This is a genomic window from Sphingobacterium sp. PCS056 (assembly GCF_023273895.1).
Classification (GTDB): Bacteria; Bacteroidota; Bacteroidia; order Sphingobacteriales; family Sphingobacteriaceae; genus Sphingobacterium.
On sequence record NZ_CP096883.1, the window covers coordinates 439,316 to 463,524 of the forward strand.

Annotated in this window: 26 protein-coding genes and 1 other RNA gene; 10 read left to right on the top strand and 17 right to left on the bottom strand. The window is 36.6% G+C overall.

The annotated features are described in order from the left end of the window. The first annotated feature begins 28 nt into the window (after nucleotides 1–28). Both MUB18_RS01785 and rsmG read left to right on the top strand, forming a co-directional pair. Nucleotides 29–1,174 (top strand): glycosyltransferase, encoded by a 1,146-nt coding sequence (locus MUB18_RS01785; RefSeq protein ID WP_094771770.1) that lies wholly within the window; start codon nucleotides 29–31, stop codon nucleotides 1,172–1,174. A gap of 23 nt (nucleotides 1,175–1,197) precedes the next feature. Further along, on the top strand, nucleotides 1,198–1,833 hold the full coding sequence (gene rsmG, locus MUB18_RS01790) for a 16S rRNA (guanine(527)-N(7))-methyltransferase RsmG (RefSeq protein WP_045752503.1): 636 nt from the start codon (nucleotides 1,198–1,200) through the stop codon (nucleotides 1,831–1,833). Between the two features lies 1 nt (nucleotide 1,834). On the opposite strand, the gene MUB18_RS01795 is transcribed toward rsmG, so the two are convergent. Further along, a complete protein-coding gene (locus tag MUB18_RS01795; RefSeq protein ID WP_248754811.1) occupies nucleotides 1,835–2,440 on the bottom strand; it encodes a hypothetical protein in 606 nt (201 codons plus the stop codon). An 89-nt stretch (nucleotides 2,441–2,529) separates the two neighbouring features. After that, nucleotides 2,530–2,760, bottom strand: coding sequence for a hypothetical protein (locus MUB18_RS01800; protein ID WP_045752501.1), 231 nt, complete (start codon nucleotides 2,758–2,760; stop codon nucleotides 2,530–2,532). 205 nt (nucleotides 2,761–2,965) lie between these two features. Between MUB18_RS01800 and dprA the strand changes: the two genes are divergently transcribed. From dprA to accD, 5 genes are all read left to right on the top strand, one after another. Next, the gene (gene dprA, locus MUB18_RS01805; protein ID WP_248754812.1) at nucleotides 2,966–4,057 is read left to right on the top strand and encodes a DNA-processing protein DprA; all 1,092 of its coding nucleotides are present in this window, start codon (nucleotides 2,966–2,968) and stop codon (nucleotides 4,055–4,057) included. Between the two features lie 24 nt (nucleotides 4,058–4,081). Further along, the gene (locus MUB18_RS01810) at nucleotides 4,082–5,563 is read left to right on the top strand and encodes an MFS transporter (RefSeq protein ID WP_248754813.1); all 1,482 of its coding nucleotides are present in this window, start codon (nucleotides 4,082–4,084) and stop codon (nucleotides 5,561–5,563) included. Beyond that, a complete protein-coding gene (locus MUB18_RS01815) occupies nucleotides 5,556–5,783 on the top strand; it encodes a DUF6814 family protein (RefSeq protein WP_045752498.1) in 228 nt (75 codons plus the stop codon). Before MUB18_RS01810 ends, MUB18_RS01815 begins: the two co-directional genes overlap by 8 nt. 84 nt (nucleotides 5,784–5,867) lie before the next feature. Further along, nucleotides 5,868–5,965, top strand: an RNA gene (ffs, locus tag MUB18_RS01820) — signal recognition particle sRNA small type. Nucleotides 5,966–6,085: 120 nt separating this feature from the next. Beyond that, nucleotides 6,086–6,928: an acetyl-CoA carboxylase, carboxyltransferase subunit beta gene (gene accD / locus MUB18_RS01825; protein ID WP_045752497.1), complete on the top strand. Its 843-nt coding sequence runs from the start codon at nucleotides 6,086–6,088 to the stop codon at nucleotides 6,926–6,928. Between the two features lie 74 nt (nucleotides 6,929–7,002). Here accD and MUB18_RS01830 read toward each other — a convergent pair whose 3' ends face one another. Beyond that, entirely contained in the window at nucleotides 7,003–7,344 is a 342-nt protein-coding gene (locus tag MUB18_RS01830) for a hypothetical protein (RefSeq protein ID WP_045752496.1), read from the bottom strand. Nucleotides 7,345–7,574: 230 nt separating this feature from the next. Here MUB18_RS01830 and MUB18_RS01835 point away from each other — a divergent pair, with 230 nt between their 5' ends. Further along, nucleotides 7,575–7,910: a MerR family transcriptional regulator gene (locus tag MUB18_RS01835; RefSeq protein ID WP_045752495.1), complete on the top strand. Its 336-nt coding sequence runs from the start codon at nucleotides 7,575–7,577 to the stop codon at nucleotides 7,908–7,910. 9 nt (nucleotides 7,911–7,919) lie between these two features. Here the strand turns inward: MUB18_RS01835 and MUB18_RS01840 are convergent, their stop codons facing one another. Next, complete coding sequence (locus MUB18_RS01840; RefSeq protein ID WP_248754814.1) at nucleotides 7,920–8,414, bottom strand: metallophosphoesterase family protein; 495 nt, start codon at nucleotides 8,412–8,414, stop codon at nucleotides 7,920–7,922. Nucleotide 8,415: 1 nt separating this feature from the next. Further along, a complete protein-coding gene (locus MUB18_RS01845; RefSeq protein ID WP_045752493.1) occupies nucleotides 8,416–9,123 on the bottom strand; it encodes a tRNA1(Val) (adenine(37)-N6)-methyltransferase in 708 nt (235 codons plus the stop codon). A 97-nt stretch (nucleotides 9,124–9,220) separates the two neighbouring features. Between MUB18_RS01845 and MUB18_RS01850 the strand changes: the two genes are divergently transcribed. Further along, on the top strand, nucleotides 9,221–10,423 hold the full coding sequence (locus MUB18_RS01850; protein ID WP_248754815.1) for a hypothetical protein: 1,203 nt from the start codon (nucleotides 9,221–9,223) through the stop codon (nucleotides 10,421–10,423). On the opposite strand, the gene mutS is transcribed toward MUB18_RS01850, so the two are convergent. Next, nucleotides 10,420–13,029, bottom strand: coding sequence for a DNA mismatch repair protein MutS (gene mutS / locus MUB18_RS01855; RefSeq protein ID WP_094771795.1), 2,610 nt, complete (start codon nucleotides 13,027–13,029; stop codon nucleotides 10,420–10,422). The genes MUB18_RS01850 and mutS overlap by 4 nt on opposite strands. Before the next feature lie 262 nt (nucleotides 13,030–13,291). On the opposite strand from mutS, the gene mtgA reads away from it, so the two are divergent. Further along, nucleotides 13,292–14,020 carry a monofunctional biosynthetic peptidoglycan transglycosylase gene (mtgA, locus tag MUB18_RS01860; protein WP_248754816.1) on the top strand — a complete coding sequence of 243 codons (729 nt, stop codon included), beginning with the start codon at nucleotides 13,292–13,294 and terminating at the stop codon, nucleotides 14,018–14,020. Between the two features lie 81 nt (nucleotides 14,021–14,101). Here the strand turns inward: mtgA and MUB18_RS01865 are convergent, their stop codons facing one another. From MUB18_RS01865 to MUB18_RS01915, 11 genes are all read right to left on the bottom strand, one after another. After that, complete coding sequence (locus tag MUB18_RS01865) at nucleotides 14,102–14,563, bottom strand: hypothetical protein (RefSeq protein ID WP_052627703.1); 462 nt, start codon at nucleotides 14,561–14,563, stop codon at nucleotides 14,102–14,104. Nucleotides 14,564–14,571: 8 nt separating this feature from the next. Beyond that, the gene (locus tag MUB18_RS01870; protein WP_248754817.1) at nucleotides 14,572–15,129 is read right to left on the bottom strand and encodes a DUF420 domain-containing protein; all 558 of its coding nucleotides are present in this window, start codon (nucleotides 15,127–15,129) and stop codon (nucleotides 14,572–14,574) included. Further along, entirely contained in the window at nucleotides 15,116–15,844 is a 729-nt protein-coding gene (locus MUB18_RS01875; RefSeq protein WP_045754994.1) for an SCO family protein, read from the bottom strand. The genes MUB18_RS01870 and MUB18_RS01875 overlap by 14 nt, the downstream gene beginning before the upstream one ends. A 5-nt stretch (nucleotides 15,845–15,849) precedes the next feature. Next, nucleotides 15,850–16,227, bottom strand: a complete 378-nt coding sequence (locus MUB18_RS01880) for a cytochrome C oxidase subunit IV family protein (RefSeq protein WP_045754995.1) — start codon at nucleotides 16,225–16,227, stop codon at nucleotides 15,850–15,852. A gap of 27 nt (nucleotides 16,228–16,254) precedes the next feature. Continuing rightward, nucleotides 16,255–16,989, bottom strand: a complete 735-nt coding sequence (locus MUB18_RS01885; RefSeq protein ID WP_045754996.1) for a cytochrome c oxidase subunit 3 — start codon at nucleotides 16,987–16,989, stop codon at nucleotides 16,255–16,257. Nucleotides 16,990–16,998: 9 nt separating this feature from the next. Next, on the bottom strand, nucleotides 16,999–17,586 hold the full coding sequence (locus tag MUB18_RS01890; RefSeq protein WP_045754997.1) for a heme-copper oxidase subunit III: 588 nt from the start codon (nucleotides 17,584–17,586) through the stop codon (nucleotides 16,999–17,001). Beyond that, nucleotides 17,586–18,494 carry a heme o synthase gene (cyoE, locus tag MUB18_RS01895; RefSeq protein WP_094771764.1) on the bottom strand — a complete coding sequence of 303 codons (909 nt, stop codon included), beginning with the start codon at nucleotides 18,492–18,494 and terminating at the stop codon, nucleotides 17,586–17,588. Before cyoE ends, MUB18_RS01890 begins: the two co-directional genes overlap by 1 nt. A gap of 76 nt (nucleotides 18,495–18,570) precedes the next feature. Next, nucleotides 18,571–19,614, bottom strand: coding sequence for a COX15/CtaA family protein (locus MUB18_RS01900; RefSeq protein WP_045754999.1), 1,044 nt, complete (start codon nucleotides 19,612–19,614; stop codon nucleotides 18,571–18,573). Between the two features lie 76 nt (nucleotides 19,615–19,690). Next, complete coding sequence (locus MUB18_RS01905) at nucleotides 19,691–21,556, bottom strand: cbb3-type cytochrome c oxidase subunit I (protein WP_248754818.1); 1,866 nt, start codon at nucleotides 21,554–21,556, stop codon at nucleotides 19,691–19,693. A gap of 28 nt (nucleotides 21,557–21,584) precedes the next feature. Then, nucleotides 21,585–22,916: a cytochrome c oxidase subunit II gene (locus MUB18_RS01910; RefSeq protein WP_248754819.1), complete on the bottom strand. Its 1,332-nt coding sequence runs from the start codon at nucleotides 22,914–22,916 to the stop codon at nucleotides 21,585–21,587. A 42-nt stretch (nucleotides 22,917–22,958) separates the two neighbouring features. Beyond that, entirely contained in the window at nucleotides 22,959–24,194 is a 1,236-nt protein-coding gene (locus tag MUB18_RS01915) for a hypothetical protein (RefSeq protein ID WP_045755001.1), read from the bottom strand. Nucleotides 24,195–24,209 lie beyond the last annotated feature (15 nt).

A 24,209-nucleotide genomic window follows, 5' to 3' on the forward strand; every position in this document is an offset into this window, starting at 1 on the left:
TCCTTCTAACATACTATCTTTGCAAACTATGTCCATCATACAACAATACGCCATCTATTACCCCTATATCGCCTTTGGCGTCATCTGTTTATTACTGCTCATCCAGCTGTACTATATTATATTTGTGTACGGAAAACTAAGTCTTCATAAAGTGCGCTCTTATCAAGAACAAGATCAATTTGATCCCATCTCTGTTATCATCTGTGCACATAACGAACAGAAAAACCTCCAACAATTTTTAACATCCATTTTAGAGCAAGACTATCCTCAATTTGAAGTCATTGTTGTCAATGATTATTCGACTGATGAAACCAAATGGGTTTTAAAAGATTTTCAAGAAAAATATGAAAACCTTAAAATTGTTGATATAAAAGAACATATTCGTCTTAAACACGGAAAGAAATTCGCTGTTACACTCGGTATCAAATCAGCCATTTACGAAAAACTGGTCTTCACCGATGCCGATTGTAGTCCAAACTCCAACAATTGGTTAAAAGAAACAGCAGGAGCGCTAAGCCAGCCCAACAAAGAAATTGTCATCGGGTATTCGCCATATTTCAAATATAAAGGCTTCTTAAATAAACTCATCCGCTTTGAGACAACCCATACAGCAATGAGTTATCTATCCTATGCCTTAAAGAAAGACGCATACATGGCCGTTGGTAGAAATATGGGATACACAAAAAAACTATTTTTCAGTAAAAAAGGATTTGCTTCCCACATGCATATCAAATCTGGAGATGATGATCTTTTCGTCAATGAAAATGCAACCAAAAAAAATGTAGCCCTATCCATACATCCTGATGCCATAGTGTATTCTGAACCTAAAACAACTTGGAAAACCTATTACAAACAAAAAGCGAGGCACTCAGGAGCATCCGTCATTTACAAAAAAAGACATCAGCGCATGTTGGGCACGCAGCTCATCACGTCCTTTTTATTCTACTGTGCACTAATTCTTACGGCAATTATTTTTCCACACTATTGGTATATACCACTAGCCGCATACCTCATCAGATTAATAACACAGATTTTAGTTTTCAGATCAATATATCGAAAATTAGCAGTTTTTGATCTCATTTGGTGGTTGCCATTATTAGACATCATCTACTATTTCTATATTTGCATCAACGGTTTATTCAACCGAAAAAAGAAATCCATCAGCTGGAAATAATATTCATTTTTAAAACAATCACATTGAATCCTACAGTAGACATTATATATCAGTATTTTCCAAACTTAACAGAAGTTCAGAAAACACAATTTGCACAACTAGCAGAACTTTACCCGTTTTGGAATAATCAGATCAACGTTATTTCACGTAAAGATGTTGAAAGCCTTTACTTACACCACGTGTTACATTCCTTAGGTATCGCAAAATACGCCATGACCTTTGCACCAGGCACACGTATCCTTGATGTAGGCACTGGTGGAGGTTTCCCAGGAATACCATTAGCTATATTATTCCCCGAAGTAAAATTTCACTTAGTAGACTCTATCGGCAAAAAAATTAAAGTAGTTCGCGAAGTAGCAGCAGCACTAGGACTTCAAAATGTAGAAGCAGATCATATTCGTGCCGAGCAATTGGATGACAAATACGATTTTATTGTGTCACGAGCGGTAACACGATTAGCAGATTTTGCTCCTTGGATTCGCAATAAGTTCTTGAAACAAGATAAAAATGGAATTCCAAACGGTATTTTATACCTTAAAGGTGGAGATTTAGCAGAAGAAATTAAAGAATCTCGCTTAAAGGCCGAGCTGCACCCACTATCTAATTATTTCAAAGAAGATTTTTTTGAAACAAAATTTGTGGTTTACGTACCGATGTAATTTAGGGATTTAAAATCTCTAATTTAGGGAGACTCAGACGTTGATGAATAATTTCGACAGAATCAAGGTAGTTCTTTAAACTGTGTTGCACATAAGCAATCTGGTCGTAATGATCTGCCTTGCGCAACCATCTAGAGGAAGGTTCATAATAAGCACGAAACTTAACCAAAGAGTCTCCCGTTAGAGCAGTGTATGCTTGAGTTAAAGCAGCCCATTTTGCTAAGACCTTGTCCTGTTCAAACTCACGTTCAAACTGCTTCTGAAGCCGTCGAGAAGCACGACCTTGCCTGCTCAAAAGATTATAAAACTTATTGAGATTAACTGCCAAACCACCCTGATGGGGTAAGGTCACCATGTTTTTCGTATCTCCCCAAAAGTATATCGACCTATACGTAACCAGCTTTTCGGCCATTTTCTCTTCCGCTGATGATTTTTCCCCGACTATTTGTGCAGTATCCAATATGGTGGTATCCTGCTTAATTATTTTTGTACTCCGAACACTGGTATCTTGAAAGGAAAAGACAAAACAAGCAGATGAAGGCAACGCACCGCTAACAGATAAAAGTAGACAGATAGACAGCAAAAAAAATAAGCGACCTGTATTCATTTCTTTATAATGAGTTATTTAAAAATAATAACAAAAGAAAGATAATTGGCGATTTTAACTTTGTTTAACTGTCTATCAATCTTTAATGACTAACCCAATTCCTCAATAATTTTCTTACCGATCGCATTGATCTCTTCGTCCATACCAAACATCGGTAAGCCCGTCTCAGGATTAGTTTTCAACCACACATTCTCTGTATCTTTAATAATCTGCACATACTCTACCCCCTCTTTAAAAATAACATAAGTATCTTCTTCTTCCGGGAATACCGAGTAAACAACATTTTCAATTTCTATATCAAAAGGCTCTTTCATTTCCATATTGCAAAAATTTAATGGACAAAGTTATTGGTTTTCTTGAGTAATTCAATACCTCTCTCCATTTCCTCTTTCAGAGGACCATGTTCAGCCATAATATAATCAAGTAGTACAATAAATCAATAATGCCATCAGCTGAAATATACTAGAATATATCAATTTTTAGTTTTAAATCACAGAACTAAAGCCTATCTTTAAAATACCAACTATGAACTTTTACCATCAAATAGCACTTACCAAAATTAAGGGGGTAGGACCTAAAACTGCGCGCATTTTACTCGCTCACTGTGGTTCTGTGCAAGAGATTTTGGAGACTAAAGCAAGCACATTAGCAAAAATCCCGGGAGTAAGCAGTAGAACAGCAAACGAAATAGCAGCAAAAAACTATCAAGAAGCAACCGAAAAAGAACTTGCATTTGTTGAAAAACATCATATACAAGTGCTGTGGATCGACAATTCAGATTATCCACAGAAATTAAAAAACTGCGAAGATGCACCTCTTGTTCTATATTACAAAGGCAATACTCATCTCAATAAACAACGGATCGTTAGTATCGTTGGTACAAGAAACGCTACAAATTATGGTCGTAAAATTTGTGACAAGCTTATTGAACAAATGCAACCATTGAATACAACAATTGTCAGCGGGCTCGCCTATGGCATTGATATCATGGCCCATCGAGCTGCACTTCATCATCAGATACCTACAATAGCCGTATTAGGTCATGGGCTAGACCGCATATATCCTGCTAGTCATAGAGAAACGGCAACAGCCATGCTGCAGCACGGAGGTCTACTGACCGAATTCCCTTCCGACAGCAATCTCGACCGCCAAAACTTTCCTATGCGTAATCGTATTATTGCAGGAATGTCCGACGTAACAATCGTGATCGAAGCCGCTATAAAAGGAGGTGCCCTCATCACTGCTGAAATAGCCAATAGCTACAACCGAGATGTATGCGCCTTTCCAGGTGCTATAGATCAAGCCTACTCAGCTGGATGCAATTATTTGATCAAGACAAACCGTGCTCATCTAATTCGAGATGCCAAAGACCTCTGTTATCTCATGAATTGGGAACCTCAGCAAGAACAAATCGGTGTACAATTACCACTGATACCCACCGATTTAAACCGTGATCAACTTTATCTCTATACTTTCTTACAAGATAAACAGCAAGCTGGAATTGATGAGATCACGCATTACTGCAATTGGCCTCAAAGTAAGCTCGCGATGATCCTACTCGAAATGGAGATGAATGGTCATATCACCTCTTTACCTGGCAAAATATATAAAATTTAAACCTAAACAACCTTATAAAACTAAATGAAAGAAAATACAAACACCAAAACAATTTGGAAGGTAATTGGAGCCTCTTCCATGGGAACCCTCATCGAATGGTATGACTTCTTTATTTTCGGAAGTCTCTCCATCGTTATTTCAACCAAATTTTTTCCAGCAGACAATCCCACTGCTGCATTCCTTTCCACCCTAGCCACATTTGCAGCAGGCTTTGTCGTACGACCATTTGGCGCACTCTTTTTCGGCCGATTAGGAGACCTGATTGGGAGAAAATACACATTTATGGTTACATTATTATTAATGGGAGGTGCGACATTCCTCATCGGCTGCATCCCAAGTTATGAAAGCATAGGTTTTTTCGCACCCTTATTAGTACTGATTTTACGTTTATTACAAGGGCTTGCGCTTGGAGGTGAATATGGTGGAGCAGCAACATATGTTGCCGAGCATGCACCAGAAGGCCAACGTGGCTACTGGACATCCTGGATACAAACAACAGCAACTTTCGGTTTATTTATCTCTTTAGTTGTTATACTGGTAACAAAATACATCTTAACCGAACAACAATTTGACGCATGGGGATGGCGTGTTCCATTTATTCTATCCATACTCATGGTCTATGTATCTTATCTCATCCGTAAAAACATGAGCGAATCACCCGAGTTCGCCAAAGCCAAACAAGAAGGTACAACCAGTAAAAATCCCTTAAAAGAAAGCTTCGGTAATCGTTACAATCTTAAATTTGTACTACTAGCTTTATTTGGCGCCGCAATGGGACAGGGAGTAGTATGGTACACCGGGCAATTCTACTCCATGAGTTACATGAAAACCGTTATGCATCTCAATTCTGACGAAGCAGATATGATCTTAGGAACAGCATTGCTGGTCGGAACACCATTTTTCATCCTTTTTGGTTGGTTAAGTGATAAAGTCGGAAGAAAGTGGATTATGCTTTTAGGGATGCTATTCGCACTTTGTACCTACCGACCTATTTACAAAGCGATGTACCAACTAGCAGATACCACAACAAAAGAAATAAGTTTCAGTAAAATCCAAAAATTAAATAATAATCAACAACTTACCATAAAGGAATACACAGATGGAACTCAAATGCAAGAAACAAGTGAACTAACAAACACAAAACAAACCATTATCAAGAAGAATATCACAGTACATGGCCAAAACCGCATATGGTTAACCGCATTAATATTCATCCAGATTATTTACATAACCATGGTCTATGGTCCAATTGCAGCTTTTTTAGTCGAAATGTTTCCAGTCAAGATACGTTACACATCGATGTCACTTCCCTACCATGTCGGAAATGGTATTTTCGGAGGCCTATTACCCGCGATTTCGACTTACCTGACCACCAATGCACAAGTCGCACAAGATCCTGAATTTTATCTAGCAGGACTATGGTATCCCATCATTATTGCAGCCGTATGCTTCATAATCGGATCACTATATATAAAAAATAAACCTAATCATCTCAACAATGGATAATCTAAAAAAAATATTAGGCATTCTATGGATTGCCCTAGCCCTTTTCACCGCATACTTTTGCCTTTTTGAGCTCGCAATTCCCAAAATAAAGATCGGTCACCAAGAAGATTTAGTATTCGGAATCATCATTATGTTTATTTTGACCCCGATTATATCACTAGGATTAGGGCTTTTTGGCTATTATTCCCTTTGTGGAGAGTATGCAAAAGACAAAACTTAAAATTATTGTAGCTGACTATCAATACAGTAAGCACAAATAGCAAAAAATCTTTCTTTAGAAGGATTTTTTTTCTACTTTTGTGACGGGTAAGTCTTTTACGACCAGCTCCCATTGACTCCCCCAGGTTGGGAACAAAGCAAGGGTATTTGGTTGAGCGGTGCGATAAAAGGAGCTTACCCATTTTTTATGCCCAAAATTTCGGGTAGCTTCCTTTCACAAATCGTAAATACACAGCAATTTTAAGGAATACTTCTACTAAACAAAATAATTTTGTTTATTTGTAACTGAATTAGAACTATCGTATGAGTTGGTTTAAAAGAGATAAAGCCGGAATAAACACGGCAACAGAAAATAAAAAAGAGGCGCCAGACGGATTGTGGAACAAATGTCCTTCATGTAAAAAACCGTTGTTGAACCTTGAACAAATCGAAAACAATTACGTTTGTCAATACTGTGGATACCACCTTAGAATTGGTTCTGCAGCTTATTTTTCAATCATTTTTGATAATAATGAGTTTACTGAATTATTCCCTACACTAAGCTCAGGAGATCCAATAAATTTCTTCGATTCAAAGCCCTACACAGAACGTTTAAAAGAAAGCCAAGCAAAAACTGGTTTGGTAGATGCTATTCGATCTGGTCATGGTAAGATTGATGGTCAAGAATTAGTGATTGCCTGTATGGACTTTACCTTCATCGGAGGATCAATGGGATCTGTAGTAGGTGAAAAGATTGCACGCTCCATAGATTATTGTATCGAACATAAACTTCCTTTTATGTTGATCTCAAAATCAGGTGGTGCACGTATGATGGAAGCTGCATTTTCATTGATGCAGATGGCAAAAACTGCCGCAAAATTAGCATTGTTAGCTAAAGCAGGCTTACCATATGTATGTTTACTTACAGATCCAACAACAGGAGGAGTAACTGCTTCTTACGCAATGTTAGGTGATATTAATATCGCTGAACCTGGAGCTCTAATTGGCTTCGCAGGACCTCGCGTGATCAAAGAAACGATTAAAAAAGATCTTCCAAAAGGATTCCAAACATCAGAATTTATTCTAGAACATGGTTTCTTGGATTTTATCGTGGATAGAAGACAATTGAAAGATAAAGTATCGACCTATTTAAGATTGGTAAAGTAATCCAAATCTATTCAATAAAAAATATACCTGGCAGACATGCTAGCTTTAAAATAAGAGCGCTATCGGTAGCGCTCTTATTTTTTGTAATATTGTCCAAAAGCCCAAAACTTTCGCTGCGACAAGTAATCAAAATTAGCCTCATTAGCATAAGCTTCACGCTCGTAAGAAATATTTAAATAAGCAGTATGAAAATCACGGTATTGTACATATCGAAATAAAAATTCAAGTAGATAGCTCATATAAAAAAATATAATCAACAACTCAGCAGCCTGCCTGATATGAATCCGCTCATGATTGATCAATTGTTTATTCTCTTTAAACATACGCTTTTTCAGAAAAATAAAAGGATAAATAGTAATGGCATCAGCCTTCCCAAATGAAAATATTTTTGTCCAAAAACGACTAACCAAAATCATAACTCTTCAAATTTAAAAATTCAATTTTACTAAAATGCGATAGATCAATATCGCCCCCCACTAAGACAGATCTGCAACAAACAGTTCAACAGAGAGTATAAAAATAACAAAGCATGACATAAAAAATATGAATAGATATGAAAACGAATAAATTTGTCTTAGATACACAATACAATTGCTTATCTAAGTAAATTTATCTAAGTTTGTTATATAAAACTTAGTAAATCAGTATGCCTTACAAAGAGCGCGAAATTAATAAATTGTATTATACGATGGGTGAAGTGACAGCAATGTTTAATGTCAATGCATCCCAAATTCGTTTTTATGAGCGTGAATTTGATATTATTCAACCCAAAAAGAATAAAAAAGGAAATCGTCTGTTTACACAAGATGATATTGCTAATTTGAAAATTATTTTCAACTTAGTCAAAGATAAAGGATATACACTCCAAGGTGCTCGAGAGTATCTACGCACCAATAAATCAGAAGCAAAAGAAAATCAACGAGTTGTTGATTCCTTAGAAAAATTAAAAAGCTTTTTATTGGAAGTGCGCGATAGCTTATAAATTTTAGCCTTATCTTCCAGCGAGCTCAATAATTTCTAAATGCTCGATTTTACTCCCATTAATTTCAAATCGCATCAGTGTTCTCACCTTATGCCATCCCTGTTTACCAGCAGCACCAGGATTCAGATGTAGACATTTTAATTTCTGATCATACATCACCTTCAAAATATGTGAATGACCTGTAATAAATAATTGAGGCGGATCTTCGGATATCTTTTTCTTAATTCTCGGAGCATATTTACCAGGGTACCCTCCAATATGCGTCAACCACACATCAACCCCCTCACAGGAAAATCTCAAATCTTCAGGAAACCGAAGCCGTAACGCTTGATCGTCGATATTACCGTAGACACCACGCAGAGGTTTAAAGCCCTCCAGCTGATCAGCAACATTGCTATTACCAAAATCACCAATATGCCATATCTCATCACAATGCTCGAAATGTTTAAATACAGCTTCATCTAAATAAGAATGCGTGTCAGAAATCAATCCAATCTTTGTCATACTAAAAAGCTAAAAAATAAGGTTTCAAAGCAGTTTTATACATATCCGAATAAACACCCTTTGCTTGATAAATAATAAAATCAGAGACTACAGCCTCACCACAATAACCCTTCTGATAAATAACAATTTTACGAATGACCACATCATTTTCAAAAGATCGGATCAAGATCTCCCGTTCTAATCTCAAATCCAATTTTTCGGCTATTACTTTCAAGTCATCCGCCAATAACGTAGGTAAGATCAAAGCCAAGCACCCATTTGGAGATAGAGATTGAGCCGAAAATTGCAATAATTCATTAAAAAATTCTAAATTGGTATGTCTAGCCAATTTCTTTCTTGCATCTGGATTATGCAAAGAATCCGTGTAAAAAGGTGGATTAGAAATAATAAAATCAAACGGCTTAGTATCATCCAAATCTTGAAATGAACAAGCATGCACCACCATACGATCACTAAAGATAGAATTTCTAAAATTTAATACCGCCCGGTGAGCGGCCTCTGGATCAATCTCTACAGCGACCACCTCACTTTTAACATAGCGCTGTGCCAACATCAAAGCGATTACCCCGGTTCCTGTACCAATATCCAATATACGGGATGAAGAATCAATCTGAACCAATGCAGCCAGTAATACACCATCTGTATTAATTTTCATCGCACAATCCGACTGATCCACCGCAAACTCTTTAAATTGAAATATAGAAGCCATCCCCACAAAGATAATTGTTTTAGAGCCGTTGTGTTGGTCAGATCAATATAAAAATTAAATAAATTTTCGTTACTTTATACGATCAACTAAAGTCCATATGAATCGTTATATATTTGTCATACTCTTCAGTATCATTTCATTAATCAGTAATTTCACATACTGTGCAGCACAAGAAACATGTGAATCTACCATAAAAAATTCTCTTGAGGCAATAACCAAATTATTAAATACAAATCAATATGCTCAATTAACACCAATAGTGGCACAAATCGAGCAAAGCTGTGGTCCCACCGAATTAGGCCAACGGATCAAAATTATAAATTTAATTATAGCACAGCAGCAAAGTAGCAATTCGATAGAAAAATATATAGAAAATGGTTTTGATGAACAATTAATCATTCGATTTCGGGATGCCGAAAGAGAAGATTACATTTACCAATATGAGTCCAATAAACAGCAATATAATTATTTCCCATTAAGGCACCCCATTGACCTATTGATCAAAACACGGTCAAAAGCATTATTGCAATCACAATCCTATGTCCTGTCAGAAGCCGAAGTCGATATCTTAAACCTTTTTTCTAACAACGAATTATTAAAAAACCAACAAGGAGCAATCCAGGATACTGGGCAAAACAATAGCCAGACAATCATAAAAGATCATACCGAAAACACGATCAAAGAAGAACAAGAAGACCCAATAGCCATAGCAGATTACTACAACAAGTCAAGAATCGGTTTTCTACCTTATATAGGAGTATATGGACCACTAGGAGGTTCAAATACAACATTTGGTCCAAACATGTCACTCGGATTTTCCATCATGAGTTCTTTAGCCAAATCATTTATTTTTGAAGGAGGATTTAAAGTGCGGATCAATAGCAATGATAAAAATTTTGATTACAATTATTACGGTACGACAGAATCTGTAAATGCTGACTTTGGTCTTTTTTTCGGAGGTGCTCTTGGATATAAAATCTACGATAACACCAAATTTATTGTCATCCCGAAACTTAATTTAGGAATAGACATGGTAGATACTGGAATATCCGAAGACATTTATACCGATGGATACTACGATTCTTTTGGGGATTATATATACGGAGGAAATTCAAAAAAATTGTACACCGTTAATACCATGCATCTTGGACTAAGTATAGCCGGCATGCGACAATTAAAAGGAAAAAATTATATTGGATTAGAAGCTGGATATCACTATACACCATACCAATGGGATAGTAAACTCATGAGCAACATCTATAATCACTACGGAAGCGTAGAATTATTTTTTCGCTTTTAATTCTTTAGTAGACGTTGGATCTCGTCCAACTTCATAAGAGCCTCGACAGGAGTCAACGTATTTACATCCAAATTATTCAGCATATCACGGATTTTCTCAAGCACTGGATCATCAATTGAGAACATCTGCAATTGATAAGCCTGCTTTTGAATTTTCCGCATACTATCCTTGATCTGTTCCCCACCTGTTCGCTCCTGTTCCAATCGTTTCAATATTTCATTGGCCCGAGAAAGCAATTTCGGAGGCATACCAGCCAATTTAGCAACATGAATACCAAAACTATGCTCTGACCCGCCAGGAACTAACTTACGCAAGAATATCACCTTATTATTGACCTCCTTAACCGTCACATTATAATTTTTAATACGCGGCATAGAATTCGTCAATTCGTTTAATTCATGATAGTGAGTCGCAAATAAAGTTTTGGCTTTAGCAGTAGGATGATTATGTAAAAACTCAGCAATAGCCCAAGCAATAGAAATACCATCATAAGTACTTGTACCACGACCGATCTCATCCAGTAAAATTAAACTACGGTCCGAAAGGTTGTTCATGATACTCGCAGTCTCATTCATCTCAACCATAAAAGTCGATTCACCAGAAGACAAATTATCCGAAGCACCTACACGCGTAAAAATCTTATCAACAAGACCAATTTTAGCTTCCTTTACAGGTACAAAAGAACCAATCTGAGCCATCAGCACAATCAGAGCAGTCTGACGTAAAAGCGCAGACTTACCCGCCATATTCGGCCCTGTAATGATGATAACCTGTTGCGTGTCGTTATCCAAATAGACATCATTCGTGATATAATCCTCACCAATAGCCATTTTCTTTTCAATAACTGGGTGTCGCCCCCCTTTAATATCCAAGACCTTACTTTCAGAAATCTCCGGTTGAACATAATAATTCTTTTCTGCAATAACAGAAAAGTTCAAGAGTACATCCAATTTTGCAAGCAGTTGGGCATTCAACTGAATTGGTTTGATATAAGCAGCAATAGCGACCAGCAATTCAGCATAAAGACGATTTTCGATAACCTGAATCTTTTCTTCCGCTCCTAAGATTTGATCCTCATATTCCTTAAGCTCCTCCGTAATATAACGTTCAGCATTGACAAGCGTCTGTTTACGAATCCATGCAGAAGGCACCTTATCGCGATGCGTATTGGTCACCTCCAAATAATACCCAAATACATTATTAAAAGCGATCTTTAGGGAAGGAATACCAGTAGCCTCCGCTTCTCTTTTTTGGATTTCAATTAAATAATCTTTACCACCAAAAGCTATTTTACGCAGACGATCCAATTCATCATCAACCCCATCAGCAATGACATTACCCTTATTGAGAGCCACCGGAGGTTCAGCAAAAACTTCTTTCTCGATCTTATCACGGATGATCCCACATACATTCAACTGTTCAGCAATGACGCGCAATGCCTCCGAATTTTCCTGATTGGTCAACTCCTTTAATTTCTCAATAGCATACAAAGCACGTTTCAACTGCACAATCTCTCTAGGCGAAGCTTTCTGAAGACCAATTTTAGAAATTAACCTTTCCAGATCGCCCACATATTTGATCTCTTGAATCAAAGCATCACGCAATTCTTTATGCTCCGTGAAATACGCAACAACATCCAACCTTTCCTGAATAGACTTACGATCTTTCAACGGCATCACAATCCATCTTTTCAATAAACGAGCACCCATCGGAGAAGCCGTTTGATCCAATACATCTGACAACGTCGTTGCATTTTCGTTAGCAGACCCGATCAATTCCAAATTTCGCACCGTAAAACGGTCTAACCACATATGGCGATCTTCTTCGATACGTGCAATATTTGAAATATGCTGTAAGTTGCGATGTTCAGTTTCATTTAGATAATGCAAGGCAACACCAGCAGCAACAATTCCAACAGGCATCCGATCAATACCAAAGCCTTTCATCGAATTAACTTCGAAGTGCTTCAATAAACTCTCCGATGCGTAATCACCAGTATATGGCCATTCATCAAGTGTATAAGTATAATATTGGTTACCAAAAAGATCTAAAAACTCTTTAGACTGCTTGCGTGACATAATAACTTCAGTAGGTTTAAAACCCTGCAAAAGCTTATCAATATAAGATTGAGTACCTTGCGCCACCAAAAATTCTCCTGTAGAAATATCCAAGAAAGAAATTCCAATTTGCGTTTTATCAATAAAAATCGATGCCAGATAATTATTCGATTTCTGCTGAACAATATTATCATTATAAGACACACCAGGTGTCACCAATTCCGTTACGCCACGTTTAACAATAGTTTTAGTTTGCTTAGGATCCTCCAATTGATCACAGATTGCCACACGTTGACCCGCACGAACAAGTTTTGGAAGATAAGTTTCCAAAGAATGATGCGGAAAACCTGCCAATGCAGTTTCAGATTCCGTTCCATTTCCCCTTTTGGTTTGTACAATACCTAATATACTGGCGGCCTTAATAGCATCTTCACCAAATGTTTCATAAAAATCACCTACACGGAACAACAACAAAGCACCAGGATATTTAACCTTGATTGCATTATATTGTTGCATTAATGGAGTTACCTTTTTTTCTGCCTTTGCCAATTGGATTTCGTTTATGATAATAAGCCGTAAAAATAACATAATCTACCTGATTAGACAAACGATCAAAGAGAATATGAAAACTTAATCCACTTTTTTAATTTCTAACACATCTTTCATCGCTCCTATCCTCAACTAAACGATCATACCATACACCTAAGCCTAGACGAAAAAACATGTTATTGAAAAAAAGCAGCGTACAAACCAGATCTACCAAAACAATTAGACAAAATATTTCGTTCCTTTGCATAGTTTTTCAAAAGATATGGCAATTAAGAGAACGAATCAGGTTAAGAAAAAAAAGATTCAAACAAGCTGGAAAAAAAAGTTAAAAATTTGGTCATTACGTATCATTGGAGGTTTTTTTGCAATAACAATATTTTGGGTATTGGCACTTAAATTTATCAATCCACCCATCACGTGGCTCATGATTCAACGAGGTTTTGAGCTTCAGGTCGCAGACAAAGGATTTAAGCTAGAGAAAGACTGGTTAAATTACGAAAAGCTTTCAGACAACTTAAAACATGCTGCAATAGCTGGAGAAGATGCACACTTTATGACGCATTGGGGATTTGATACCGATGCCATTCAAAAAGCAATAGAAAAGAACAAAGATGGAAAAAACCTCCGTGGAGGAAGTACCATCAGTCAGCAGGTCGCAAAAAATGTGTTCCTATGGCCAAAAAGATCATGGCTTAGAAAAGGTTTAGAAACCTATTTTACAGTTTTGATCGAAACATTCTGGAGTAAAAAACGAATTTTGGAAGTCTATCTCAATGTCATCGAAATGGGACAGGGAGTATATGGAGCAGAGGCAGCATCTCAATACTATTACAAAAAATCAGGATCAACATTATCAAAAAAGCAAGCTGCGCTGATCATTGCCATTTTGCCTAATCCAAGACAGTGGGATGCCCGAAATCCATCTACATATGTCAACCGTAGAGCAAATAGCATAGTTCGGTATATGGATCATTATCAAATACCCGAGTAATCCAAACAGCCACTTAATCTAAGGAAATGATCATAATGAGATAAAAAAAGCGATGATCAATTCATCGCTTTTTTTATCTCATTATCCAAATACACGCTTATGCCAACTTTGACCAAAAGGTATTTCCCATTTATCATCAAGAGAAGCCAAAGAAGTAATGGTATTATCATATACCACCGTATCATCATTAATATGCCCCATCTTAACTAACTCCTCAAATTCACTTCTAGAAGCAGCATAAAGTTGATCACCGACTTTGTAAGCAACACGCATACGATCAAATAACTGAATATTAAAATCCTGTTCCAAAGTTTTTAAAAAACGTACAGAACTATCGATCGAACAACCAGAAGCGGCAGCAATTTGCTCATCAACCGAAAGAACAATAAATAAGTTAGACTTAACCTCGGCCTGAGCTGACAAAGGTTCGCCATGAACTTTCCATCCCGCAGCAAAATCAGCCAATCTTTTTTGAATCAAGATCGCTTCTTCATCTGTAAAAAAACGATTAGATTGATACACCCATGCACTAGTCATACTCATAAAATTAATTAGTGAACATAATAAGGTGAAATCATCAAATAAACGATCACACCCGTTACCGCTACATACAACCACATTGGATAGGTAATACGCGCAATTTTTTTATGCCTTTCATACGATCCAGCAATACCTCTTACATAAGTAATCAATACAAAAGGGATAATAATCACAGACAAAACAATATGGGTTATTAAAATAAAAAAGTAAATAGGACGTAAAATACCTTCCCCACCATAAGATGTCGAGTTAGAAGTCATATGATAAGCAACGTACATGCCTAGAAAAGCTACAGAGCAACAAACACAAACTTTGATTAATCGCTCGTGCAATTTTTTATTTCCCTTTTTTATCGCAGCCACAGCCCAAAATAACAAAATAGCAGTGATACCATTTATAGTCGCATAAATTGGAGGTAAAAACCCTAACGGTTCAACATCATAGCCCAATTTACGCAAATTAACACCAAACAAAGCGGCCACCAAAAGTGGGATAACTACCGATAAAACGATAATCCACTTGTTATATTTTTTTTCTTCTGCAGTCTGTCCCATTTTATTTCGTTTCAATCTTAGGTGGATTATTTCTGATCTCCTCCACCGCCAACAATTTAATCTCATCACTCAGGCGTTCCACTTCCTTCTTCATCGTGATATCGTAGAATCCCCTTATTCTTCTTTTTGAATCAATTAAGATATAAGAAGAACCAATTACAAAAGGTTTATTCGGATCACCCGTAGCCAAAGCATCCTGCAACAAACCAGTTTGAGCAAATTTAAAAATATCCGAAGAAGGATGAGTCACAAAGTACCAACTTTTATCAGACGGATCGATATTCTTAATGTAATTTTTTAAAACCTCTGGAGTATCATATAGTGTATCCACAGTAATAGAATAAAACTTAATTCTTCTATTATTTCTAAAATCACCAGAAACTTTATTTAGGCTATTAATAAGAGTTGTTGAAAATGACTTATCTTTCGAATAGAAAAGATGTACAATAGATATTGCACTGTCATTTTCAAAAAGGTGGACCGGTTTACCATCGTAGTTCTTAAAAGAAATTTTTGGTACTTCATGATATAACGTATCCATGATATCCCTTCCCCACTTACGATGTGTCGTACCCGGCACTACTTTATCGCCAAAGATAGGTAGCGTAGCGTACGAATTGGCCATACCACTTTTATTTAGTACTACATACAAAAAACCTGGCAATAATAAAATTATTGCCAGGATCATGATCGTTTGAATACCTTTATTTTTTCCAGTATTTTTGCTCATTTATGTTATTTATTTTCCCACAATTGGTGAGGGTGCAAGTCATTCAACAAGAAGTTACCTTCTGTAAGCATTAAAATGATAAAATAAATAATGAAAATAAATACAATACTTACAGTAACGATGAAACTAGATTTCTCAAATTTCAAGTGCATGAAGTAAGCAACGATATAATAAGCTTTTACTAATGTTAATACAATATAGATTGTATTAACCAAAGCACCTTTTGCTAAGATTTGCCAGTGATGAACAAATCCCAATGCGATTAAGAACTCTAGAGCAGTTAATGCTAAAAGGACGAAGAAAATTCTCCAGATACCTTTTTTATCCATTCCTTCTGCGTGTCCATGCTCATCGTGAGCAATATTATCGTGATGTTGTGACATAGCTTTTCTAAAATTAAAAACTTATAATTATACTAAATAGAAGAATGTAAATACAAACACCCAAACTAAATCCACAAAGTGCCAGTATAAACCTACTTTTTCAATCATTAAATACGATCCACGATTCTGGAAAGTATTATTTAAAGTCATGCACAATACAATAATATTTAAGATAATACCTACTGTAACGTGAAAACCGTGGAAACCCGTGATTGTAAAGAACAAATTAGCAAATTGTAGTGCTGACGTATACGAGATATCATGTGTAAAGTAAGGCTGTAAAGCATCCTTTATGGCATCACCTTCTAAGCCAGTACCTGGATTCTGACCAAACCAAAAACCAGCGTGGTGTAAGTGAGTCCATTCGATAGCTTGACATCCTACGAAACAGATACCACCCAATATAGTCCAAAGCATCCACTTAACAACTTCATTTTTTGAATTACGATGACCTGCCTCTACAGCTAATACCATAGTAACAGAAGACATAATTAAAATAAAAGTCATGATACCCACGAAAACTAAAGGTTGTCCGTGTTCAGCAATACCTGGTATAGATTGGAAGATCTTATCCGCATCTGGCCATGTACTATGTGCAAATCGTTGCGTTCCGTAATAAACCAAAAACGCAGAAAATGTAAAGGCATCCCCAACCAAGAAAAACCACATCATGATTTTTCCGTATTCCAAATTCCAAGGTGACTTTCCACCATTCCATGGACCGGTTTTTACCTTATCCAATTGTGATACAGTTGTACTCATTGTTTACTATTATTGATTCAAAAGTAAGAAAACATATATATAAATCCATAAAAGATCGAGAAAATGCCAAAAAATACTGGCTAGATTCATGCGGAATTGATTGCCGTCTGCAGGAAGTGGTTTATACACTCCTACCAAAGCGGTAATCAATACGATCACTCCCGCAATAATGTGCGCTAGGTGCATTCCAGTAAAGATATAGACAAACGACTGCGATGCATTATTATTTACAAAATAAACACCTCGTCCGGCCAATACTTCCCACGAATGAACTTGAAGCACGAAAAATAAAATACCCAAAATTAGGGTTACAAAAAGTAAAACTTTCTGTCTTGATAAATTACCCACTTGCGCCGCTTTATAAGCCAAATGGATAGTAATACTACTCAAGACAATAACTAGCGTACTATAGATAAAAGTATCGGGTAGCAATGTTTTGAGCCCCTTATCAACGCCACTCGCCGTATAGACGATAAAGCCACTTGACAGTGCAGCAAACATCATAAACATACCCAACATCCCTAACCACAAGCTAAATTTTTGAGCTTTACGTGATACTAACTTCTCGTCAGTCGGTTGTTCTCCTTGATTTAACATTATTTCAAAGGTATAAAGTCAAATAATAAAATCAGTTGTGTAATTGGCAGATAAAAAAATGAAGTAAACATCACCTTTCTAGCAGATGGTATGTCCTGATTCTTAAAAAGCATAAAGCCATAATAAGCAAACACAATACCTCCAATTACGGAAACAGTTGTAAAGATCCACCCTCCAAAACCATAATACATCGGCAGAAATGCTGCAGGTATCATCAGCAATGCTGAAAAGAAAACCATAAATGCAGAAATCTTATCACGCTTTGTCGTTGGCAGTAATCTAAAACCAGCCTGTTTATAATCATCATCAATCACCCAGGCCAAAGACCAAAAATGTGGAAATTGCCACAAAAACTGAATACCAAATAAGATAAATGGAATCATCACGATTGCACTCTCATTTGTTTGGCTATAGATGGCTAAATCATCCTGGCTAAACGCTGCAAAATAACCAATTAATGGCGGTAATGCACCAGGGAAAGCTCCTACAAATACAGCTATTGGTGATTTTCTTTTTAATGGTGTATACAGAAAAGCGTATAACAAAATGGAAAATACTGATAATAACCCAGCCACAAAATTCAAACGTACTAGTACCAAAGTACCTAAGATTCCCATAAATAAACTGAGAATCAAGGCCTGACCTGTCGTCATCCTTCCAGAAGGTAGGGGACGGTCGGCAGTACGGGTCATTAATTTGTCCAAATCCTTTTCAATAATCTCATTGAATCCATTTGCTGCACCAGTCACCAAGAATCCTCCCAATGTCAGTAACAACCAATTCATCCATAGAATATCTCCACCAAGCTGCTTAGCACCAATCAAAAAAGAGATAGATGCCGAAAAAACAACCGTTAATGTCAGTCTTAACTTAACTAATTTCTTGAAATCAGAAATAAATTCTTTCATAGCGACAAATGTCCTCTTTTTATTTGAGTGTACAAAGTAAAACTACCTTACCAGTACATTCATTTCATTCATTCAATTAACGTTGTGATTTTCCTAGTAACAACATCAGATAATATTGACATCCAAATAAGAGGCTACCAATAACTAAGTGAGTTGTCTGTGCGAAAGCCGGAAGAGCAAATCGTGCCAAAATAATTCCTGACAACATTTGAATACCAACTAAAATAAAAAGTATAGTAGCATATTTTGCTTGGACTGTACTCCCACTAAATTTTGTACGCACTAAAAAGAACAATACAATTACTAAAATCAAAGAACTATATGCAAGCCAACGATGTATTTCAAAATGTTGGCCAATACGTTGTATAAAATCTTCTCGAGCAACACCCGAAGCTGTCAATGAATCAACAATTTCACGTACTTCCGTTCCGAAGACAACTTGCACCACCATTAAAACTAAAGAAATGGCTGCAAGCAATTTTAATCCCTTAGAATCACGATTTATTAATATACCCTTATCGCGTAATGTCGTCGCCTTAAAATAAGTATAGATGGAAATAGCCACAATGACCAATGCTAAAAGCATATGCACAGTGATTACCCAAGGAGTTAAATTAGTCGAAACGACAATAGAACCCAACCAAGCCTGAACAACAACAACAAATACGTTAATCACAGACCAAATAAAAATTGATCGCTTAGATTTAATATAAGTAAAAGAATAAACGGCAGTAAACAGTAAACAAAAACCAGCAACAACACCTACCAAACGATTGATGTACTCTGTCCAAGTCTTTGCTACATTAAATTCCTCATGTTCAAGGATACTTTTGTCATGACGAATTTTATTTGCTAAATCACGATAACCGAAAAAATCGATCATATTAGCAAATCGCTCATTTTTCTTAGCTCTACCTGTGATGTAATGCTCTTCATAACCAACCGGTAACTGCGCAATATCTGTAGGAGGTATAATTCGATTAAAACACTTTGGCCAATCGGGACATCCCATTCCAGAACCAGTACTACGCACCACACCTCCAGCAACGATCACTAAAAACAAAACAATAATGGTAATGAAATTAGATCTAATATAACGCTTTTCAGCAGCTGGAAACATATTTTTACCGTTTTATGTTACAAATAATATTTGGAATAAATCATTTCGCACAACTTACTCCAAATACCATATTTAATTATTTTTTATTTTGAGCATCCCATTCTGTCTGGATACGCTCAGCTTCTTCATTACCTTCAAAATCATGAAGGAAGTTAGAATTCATAGTTTCAGAGAAAGGAACATTCTGAGGAATAAAATCTTCATGATGTCCTGGCTTACTGTAGTCATATGGCCAACGGTGTACTGTTGGGATCTCTCCTGGCCAGTTACCGTGGATATGTTCCACAGGAGTAGTCCACTCTAAAGTATTTGAATTCCATGGGTTTTGCGGTGCTCTTTCTCCAAAGAAAATCGAATAGAAGAAGTTGAATAAGAAAGCCACTTGACCCAAACCAGCTACGATAGCAGCCCAAGTAATCAACATGTTTACAGAAACCCATTTCTCCATGAAAGCAAATTCTGTAAAAGCATAATAACGACGAGGAACACCATCTATACCCATAAAGTGCATTGGAAAGAATACCAAATAAGCACCAATGAAAGTCATCCAGAAATGTAAGTAACCTAATTTCGTGTTCATCATACGACCAAACATTTTCGGATACCAGTGATAAACACCACATAACATACCGAAAATAGAAGCAGATCCCATTACCAAGTGGAAGTGGGCTACAACAAAGTACGTATCATGTAAGTTGATATCTAAAGCAGCATTACCTAAAAACAATCCGGTAAGACCACCAGAGATGAAGAATGACACTAAACCAATCGCAAACATCATAGCTGGAGTGAAACGAATATTACCTCTCCATAATGTCGCCATATAGTTAAATGCTTTTACCGCAGAAGGGACTGCGATAATCAATGTTGTGATCATAAATACTCCACCTAAGAAAGGATTCATACCTGTCACAAACATATGGTGACCCCAAACGATAAATGATAAAACTGTAATACCAATTAGCGAGTAAACCATCGCATGGTAACCAAAGATTGGTTTACGAGAGTTTGTTGAGATAACCTCCGAAGTAAGACCTAACGCAGGCATAACAACGATATATACCTCAGGGTGACCTAAGAACCAGAATAAGTGTTGGAACAAGATTGGAGAACCACCTTCATTCGGTAAGATCTGACCTTGAACAACTAAATCTGACAAATAAAATGACGTACCGAATGAACGGTCAAAAATCAATAGAACAACAGCAGATACTAAAACTGGGAAGGATAACATACCTACGATAGCAGTTAAGAAGAATGCCCAGATTGTTAAAGGCATTTTCCAAAGATCCATACCTTTAGTACGCATATTCAAAATTGTACTCACGTAGTTGATACCACCGATTAATTGCGACGCTACAAATAACACCATACTGACCAACCACAAAGTCATACCTGTAGCCGAACCAGCAATCGCCGTTGGCACTGCAGATAATGGAGGATAGATCGTCCATCCGGCAGAAGCAGGTCCACTTTCAACAAAGAAAGAAGCAATCATAATAACTGAAGCTACAAAGAACATCCAGTATGACAACATATTCATGAAAGGAGACGCCATATCGCGTGCACCAATTTGATAAGGAATCAATAGATTACTAAAAGTACCCGATAGACCCGCTGTTAAAACGAAGAATACCATGATGGTACCGTGAATGGTGACCAAAGAAAGGAAAAATTCAGGAGCAATACGACCACCTGCAGCCCATTTACCTAAGAATACTTCCAAAATTGGAAATTCTTTATCCGGCCAAGCAAGTTGGATACGGAATAAGATGGATAAGATCATAGCAAATACCGCCATGAAAATACCTGTGATCAAAAATTGCTTAGCAATCATCTTGTGGTCACCACTGAAGATATACTTCGAGATGAATGACTCTTGATGATGATGTCCGTGCGAATCGTGATGCTCAGCGCTATGAGAAATAACTGTACTTGACATATTCGTTTTTAAAATTCAATTATTCTAATTAATTTAATGAAGCCGTAACGTTTACGCTATCTTTTAACTGCGGAGTTTTAGCATCTTTAGCGGCAAACTCTTTCTGTAAATCCTCAGTAAAATATTTGTTTTGCGTTGCTAACCACTCTTTATATTCAGCTTCAGTAACAACGACAACCTTTTTCTGCATATTATAGTGACCTGAACCACAGATTTTGTTACATAACATAACATAATCATATTTGTAGTCATTCATACGCTCACGCATTTCTTCTGTAGTTACCGTAGGAGTAAATTGGAAGTAATTTGTCATTCCCGGTACAGCATTGATTTGAACGCGGAAGTCAGGAATATAGAACGAGTGAATAATATCCTTTGAAACGATATGAAAACGAACAGACTTATTAACTGGAATTACAATGTCCGAACCTTGAATATCATCCCAAGAGTTTTTATCATTGAAATCAATACCATAAGGATTAGTCGGAGTTGTCATTTTATAATTACGTTTACCGATCACACCATCAGCTCCTGGATAACGTACACTCCAAGCAAATTGCTCACCTAATACTTCAATCTGAAGAGCAGATTTCTGTAAATCTTCCGGAACATTGGTAATTGATCTCCAAGTAAAGAAACCGAATAATACCAATACAGTCAAAACAACAGCAGGAACGATCGTCCAGATTTTTTCAATAGTATTGTTATGCGGCAAATAGTATGCTTTACCATTTTTCTTCATTCTATAGATGAACGTGAACGTCAATAATAAAATGTGAGTAATCACCAATACAAAAGTTGTGATAACAGTAGTAATGATAAACATGGTATCAATTTTAGCCCCATGCTCAGTCACAGCATCCCTCCACGCCATGCCACCATGGTGCGAGTAAGAATAATAAACACCTCCTAAGAAAACAAATAAGAAGATGAATAATAACGATGCTTGAAACGTATTTGAAGCTAAAGGATTATGTCTTTTATTCATCTTATTTGTTAACTCATAGATCGAGATAACTTTACCAATAACAGCAACTACTGTACAGATAACTAAAAATAATAAAACATAATAAATGAAGTTTTTATAAACCTGAGGGTCTATTTTTTTCTCTTCCTTAGCAGCGTCAACCTTTGTTGTAGACGCATCTGCGGACGCAGCTACTTCTGTCTTCGCAGTCGTTGCCGAATCAACAACATTTGCTCCAGTAGCTGTTGCATCAACTGCAACAGCTTCCGTAGCTTTAGTCGTATCTACCACTACAGTATCTTGACTTGCGAATGATGGGACTGCAAAGAACAATCCGATTGCAAGTACAAAACCCGAGATGGATTTGAATCTATTATTTAATTTAAAGCTCATTTCTTTATAACGATTTTACGTAATATCCCTTTAAAAGCGAAACTATATTTGGTGATGTAAACTCTCATCCAAGAAAGGATGATTTTTAGCAACTAAACCTTGTTTACTCAATTTATTCATTACTAAGAATGTAAACAAACCAACAAAGCCAAGAGCTGTACCAATTTCTACAATACCAAATCCGCGGTGTGATTCAACTGTACCAGGCATGATCATGATATAATAATCCAACCAGTGACCCGCCAATAATAAGATGGCAACAAACAACATAGCATTTTGCTTACGTTTGGCATCACGATCTACCAATAATAATAAAGGAGCAAGGAAATTGATGATAATATTTAACCAAAACCATGGTTTATATTCTGGCTCCCAACGTTTATAGAAATATACAGTCTCCTCAGGCATGTTAGCATACCAGATTAAGATAAACTGTGCAAACCAAACATATGTCCAGAAGATAGAGAAACCAAAGATCAATTTACCTAAATCATGTAAATGATTTTCGTTTACCCAACTCATATAACCAGCTTTCTTTAATACAATTAAGATGATTGTAATAACACAAAGACCACTTACCCACATTGCTGCGAAGTTGTACCAACCAAACATAGTCGAGAACCAGTGTGCCTCTAATGACATGATGGTATCAAATGACCAAATTGGAGTTGTAAAACCAAATATAACTAAAAATATAGCCGACAATTTGAAACTCTTTTTATAAGAATTCAAACCACCCTCTAAATCTTCTTTGTATGATAATTTTGCCAAGATAATAGCAAAAATACTATAAAGTCCCATGAAAATTACTTGGCGACTTAAAAAACCTGAAAAATTCAAATACCAAGACTTACCAGCGATGATACTATCATAATTAGGACTATTAGGATCTGTAAGACCCTCTGCATACCAATGATGGTATAAATTGTGAGTGCTTAATCCTAATCCAACAATCACTAGTAAAATGATTGATGCAATAGGCAAAATACCTGCCATTGCCTGTGGTATACGAACGAGACCAGCTGACCAAGCAGATTGTGTTACATATTGTAAGGCTACGAAAAAAGCTCCGGCAGCACATACACATGTAAAATAATAACCCATCAATAATAAGTTAGCATAAGTACGCTCTACTAGAATATGATCGCCCATAAGCATTCCGTAGGCTACTGCAGCTATACCAACAACGATTGCGATAATACTGAATGTTTTTGCTTTACCAGCAAACTCGTATCGCTCGTTGAAATTATAATCGTGATGATGATTGTGAGTTCCCATTTATTTGTCTGATGT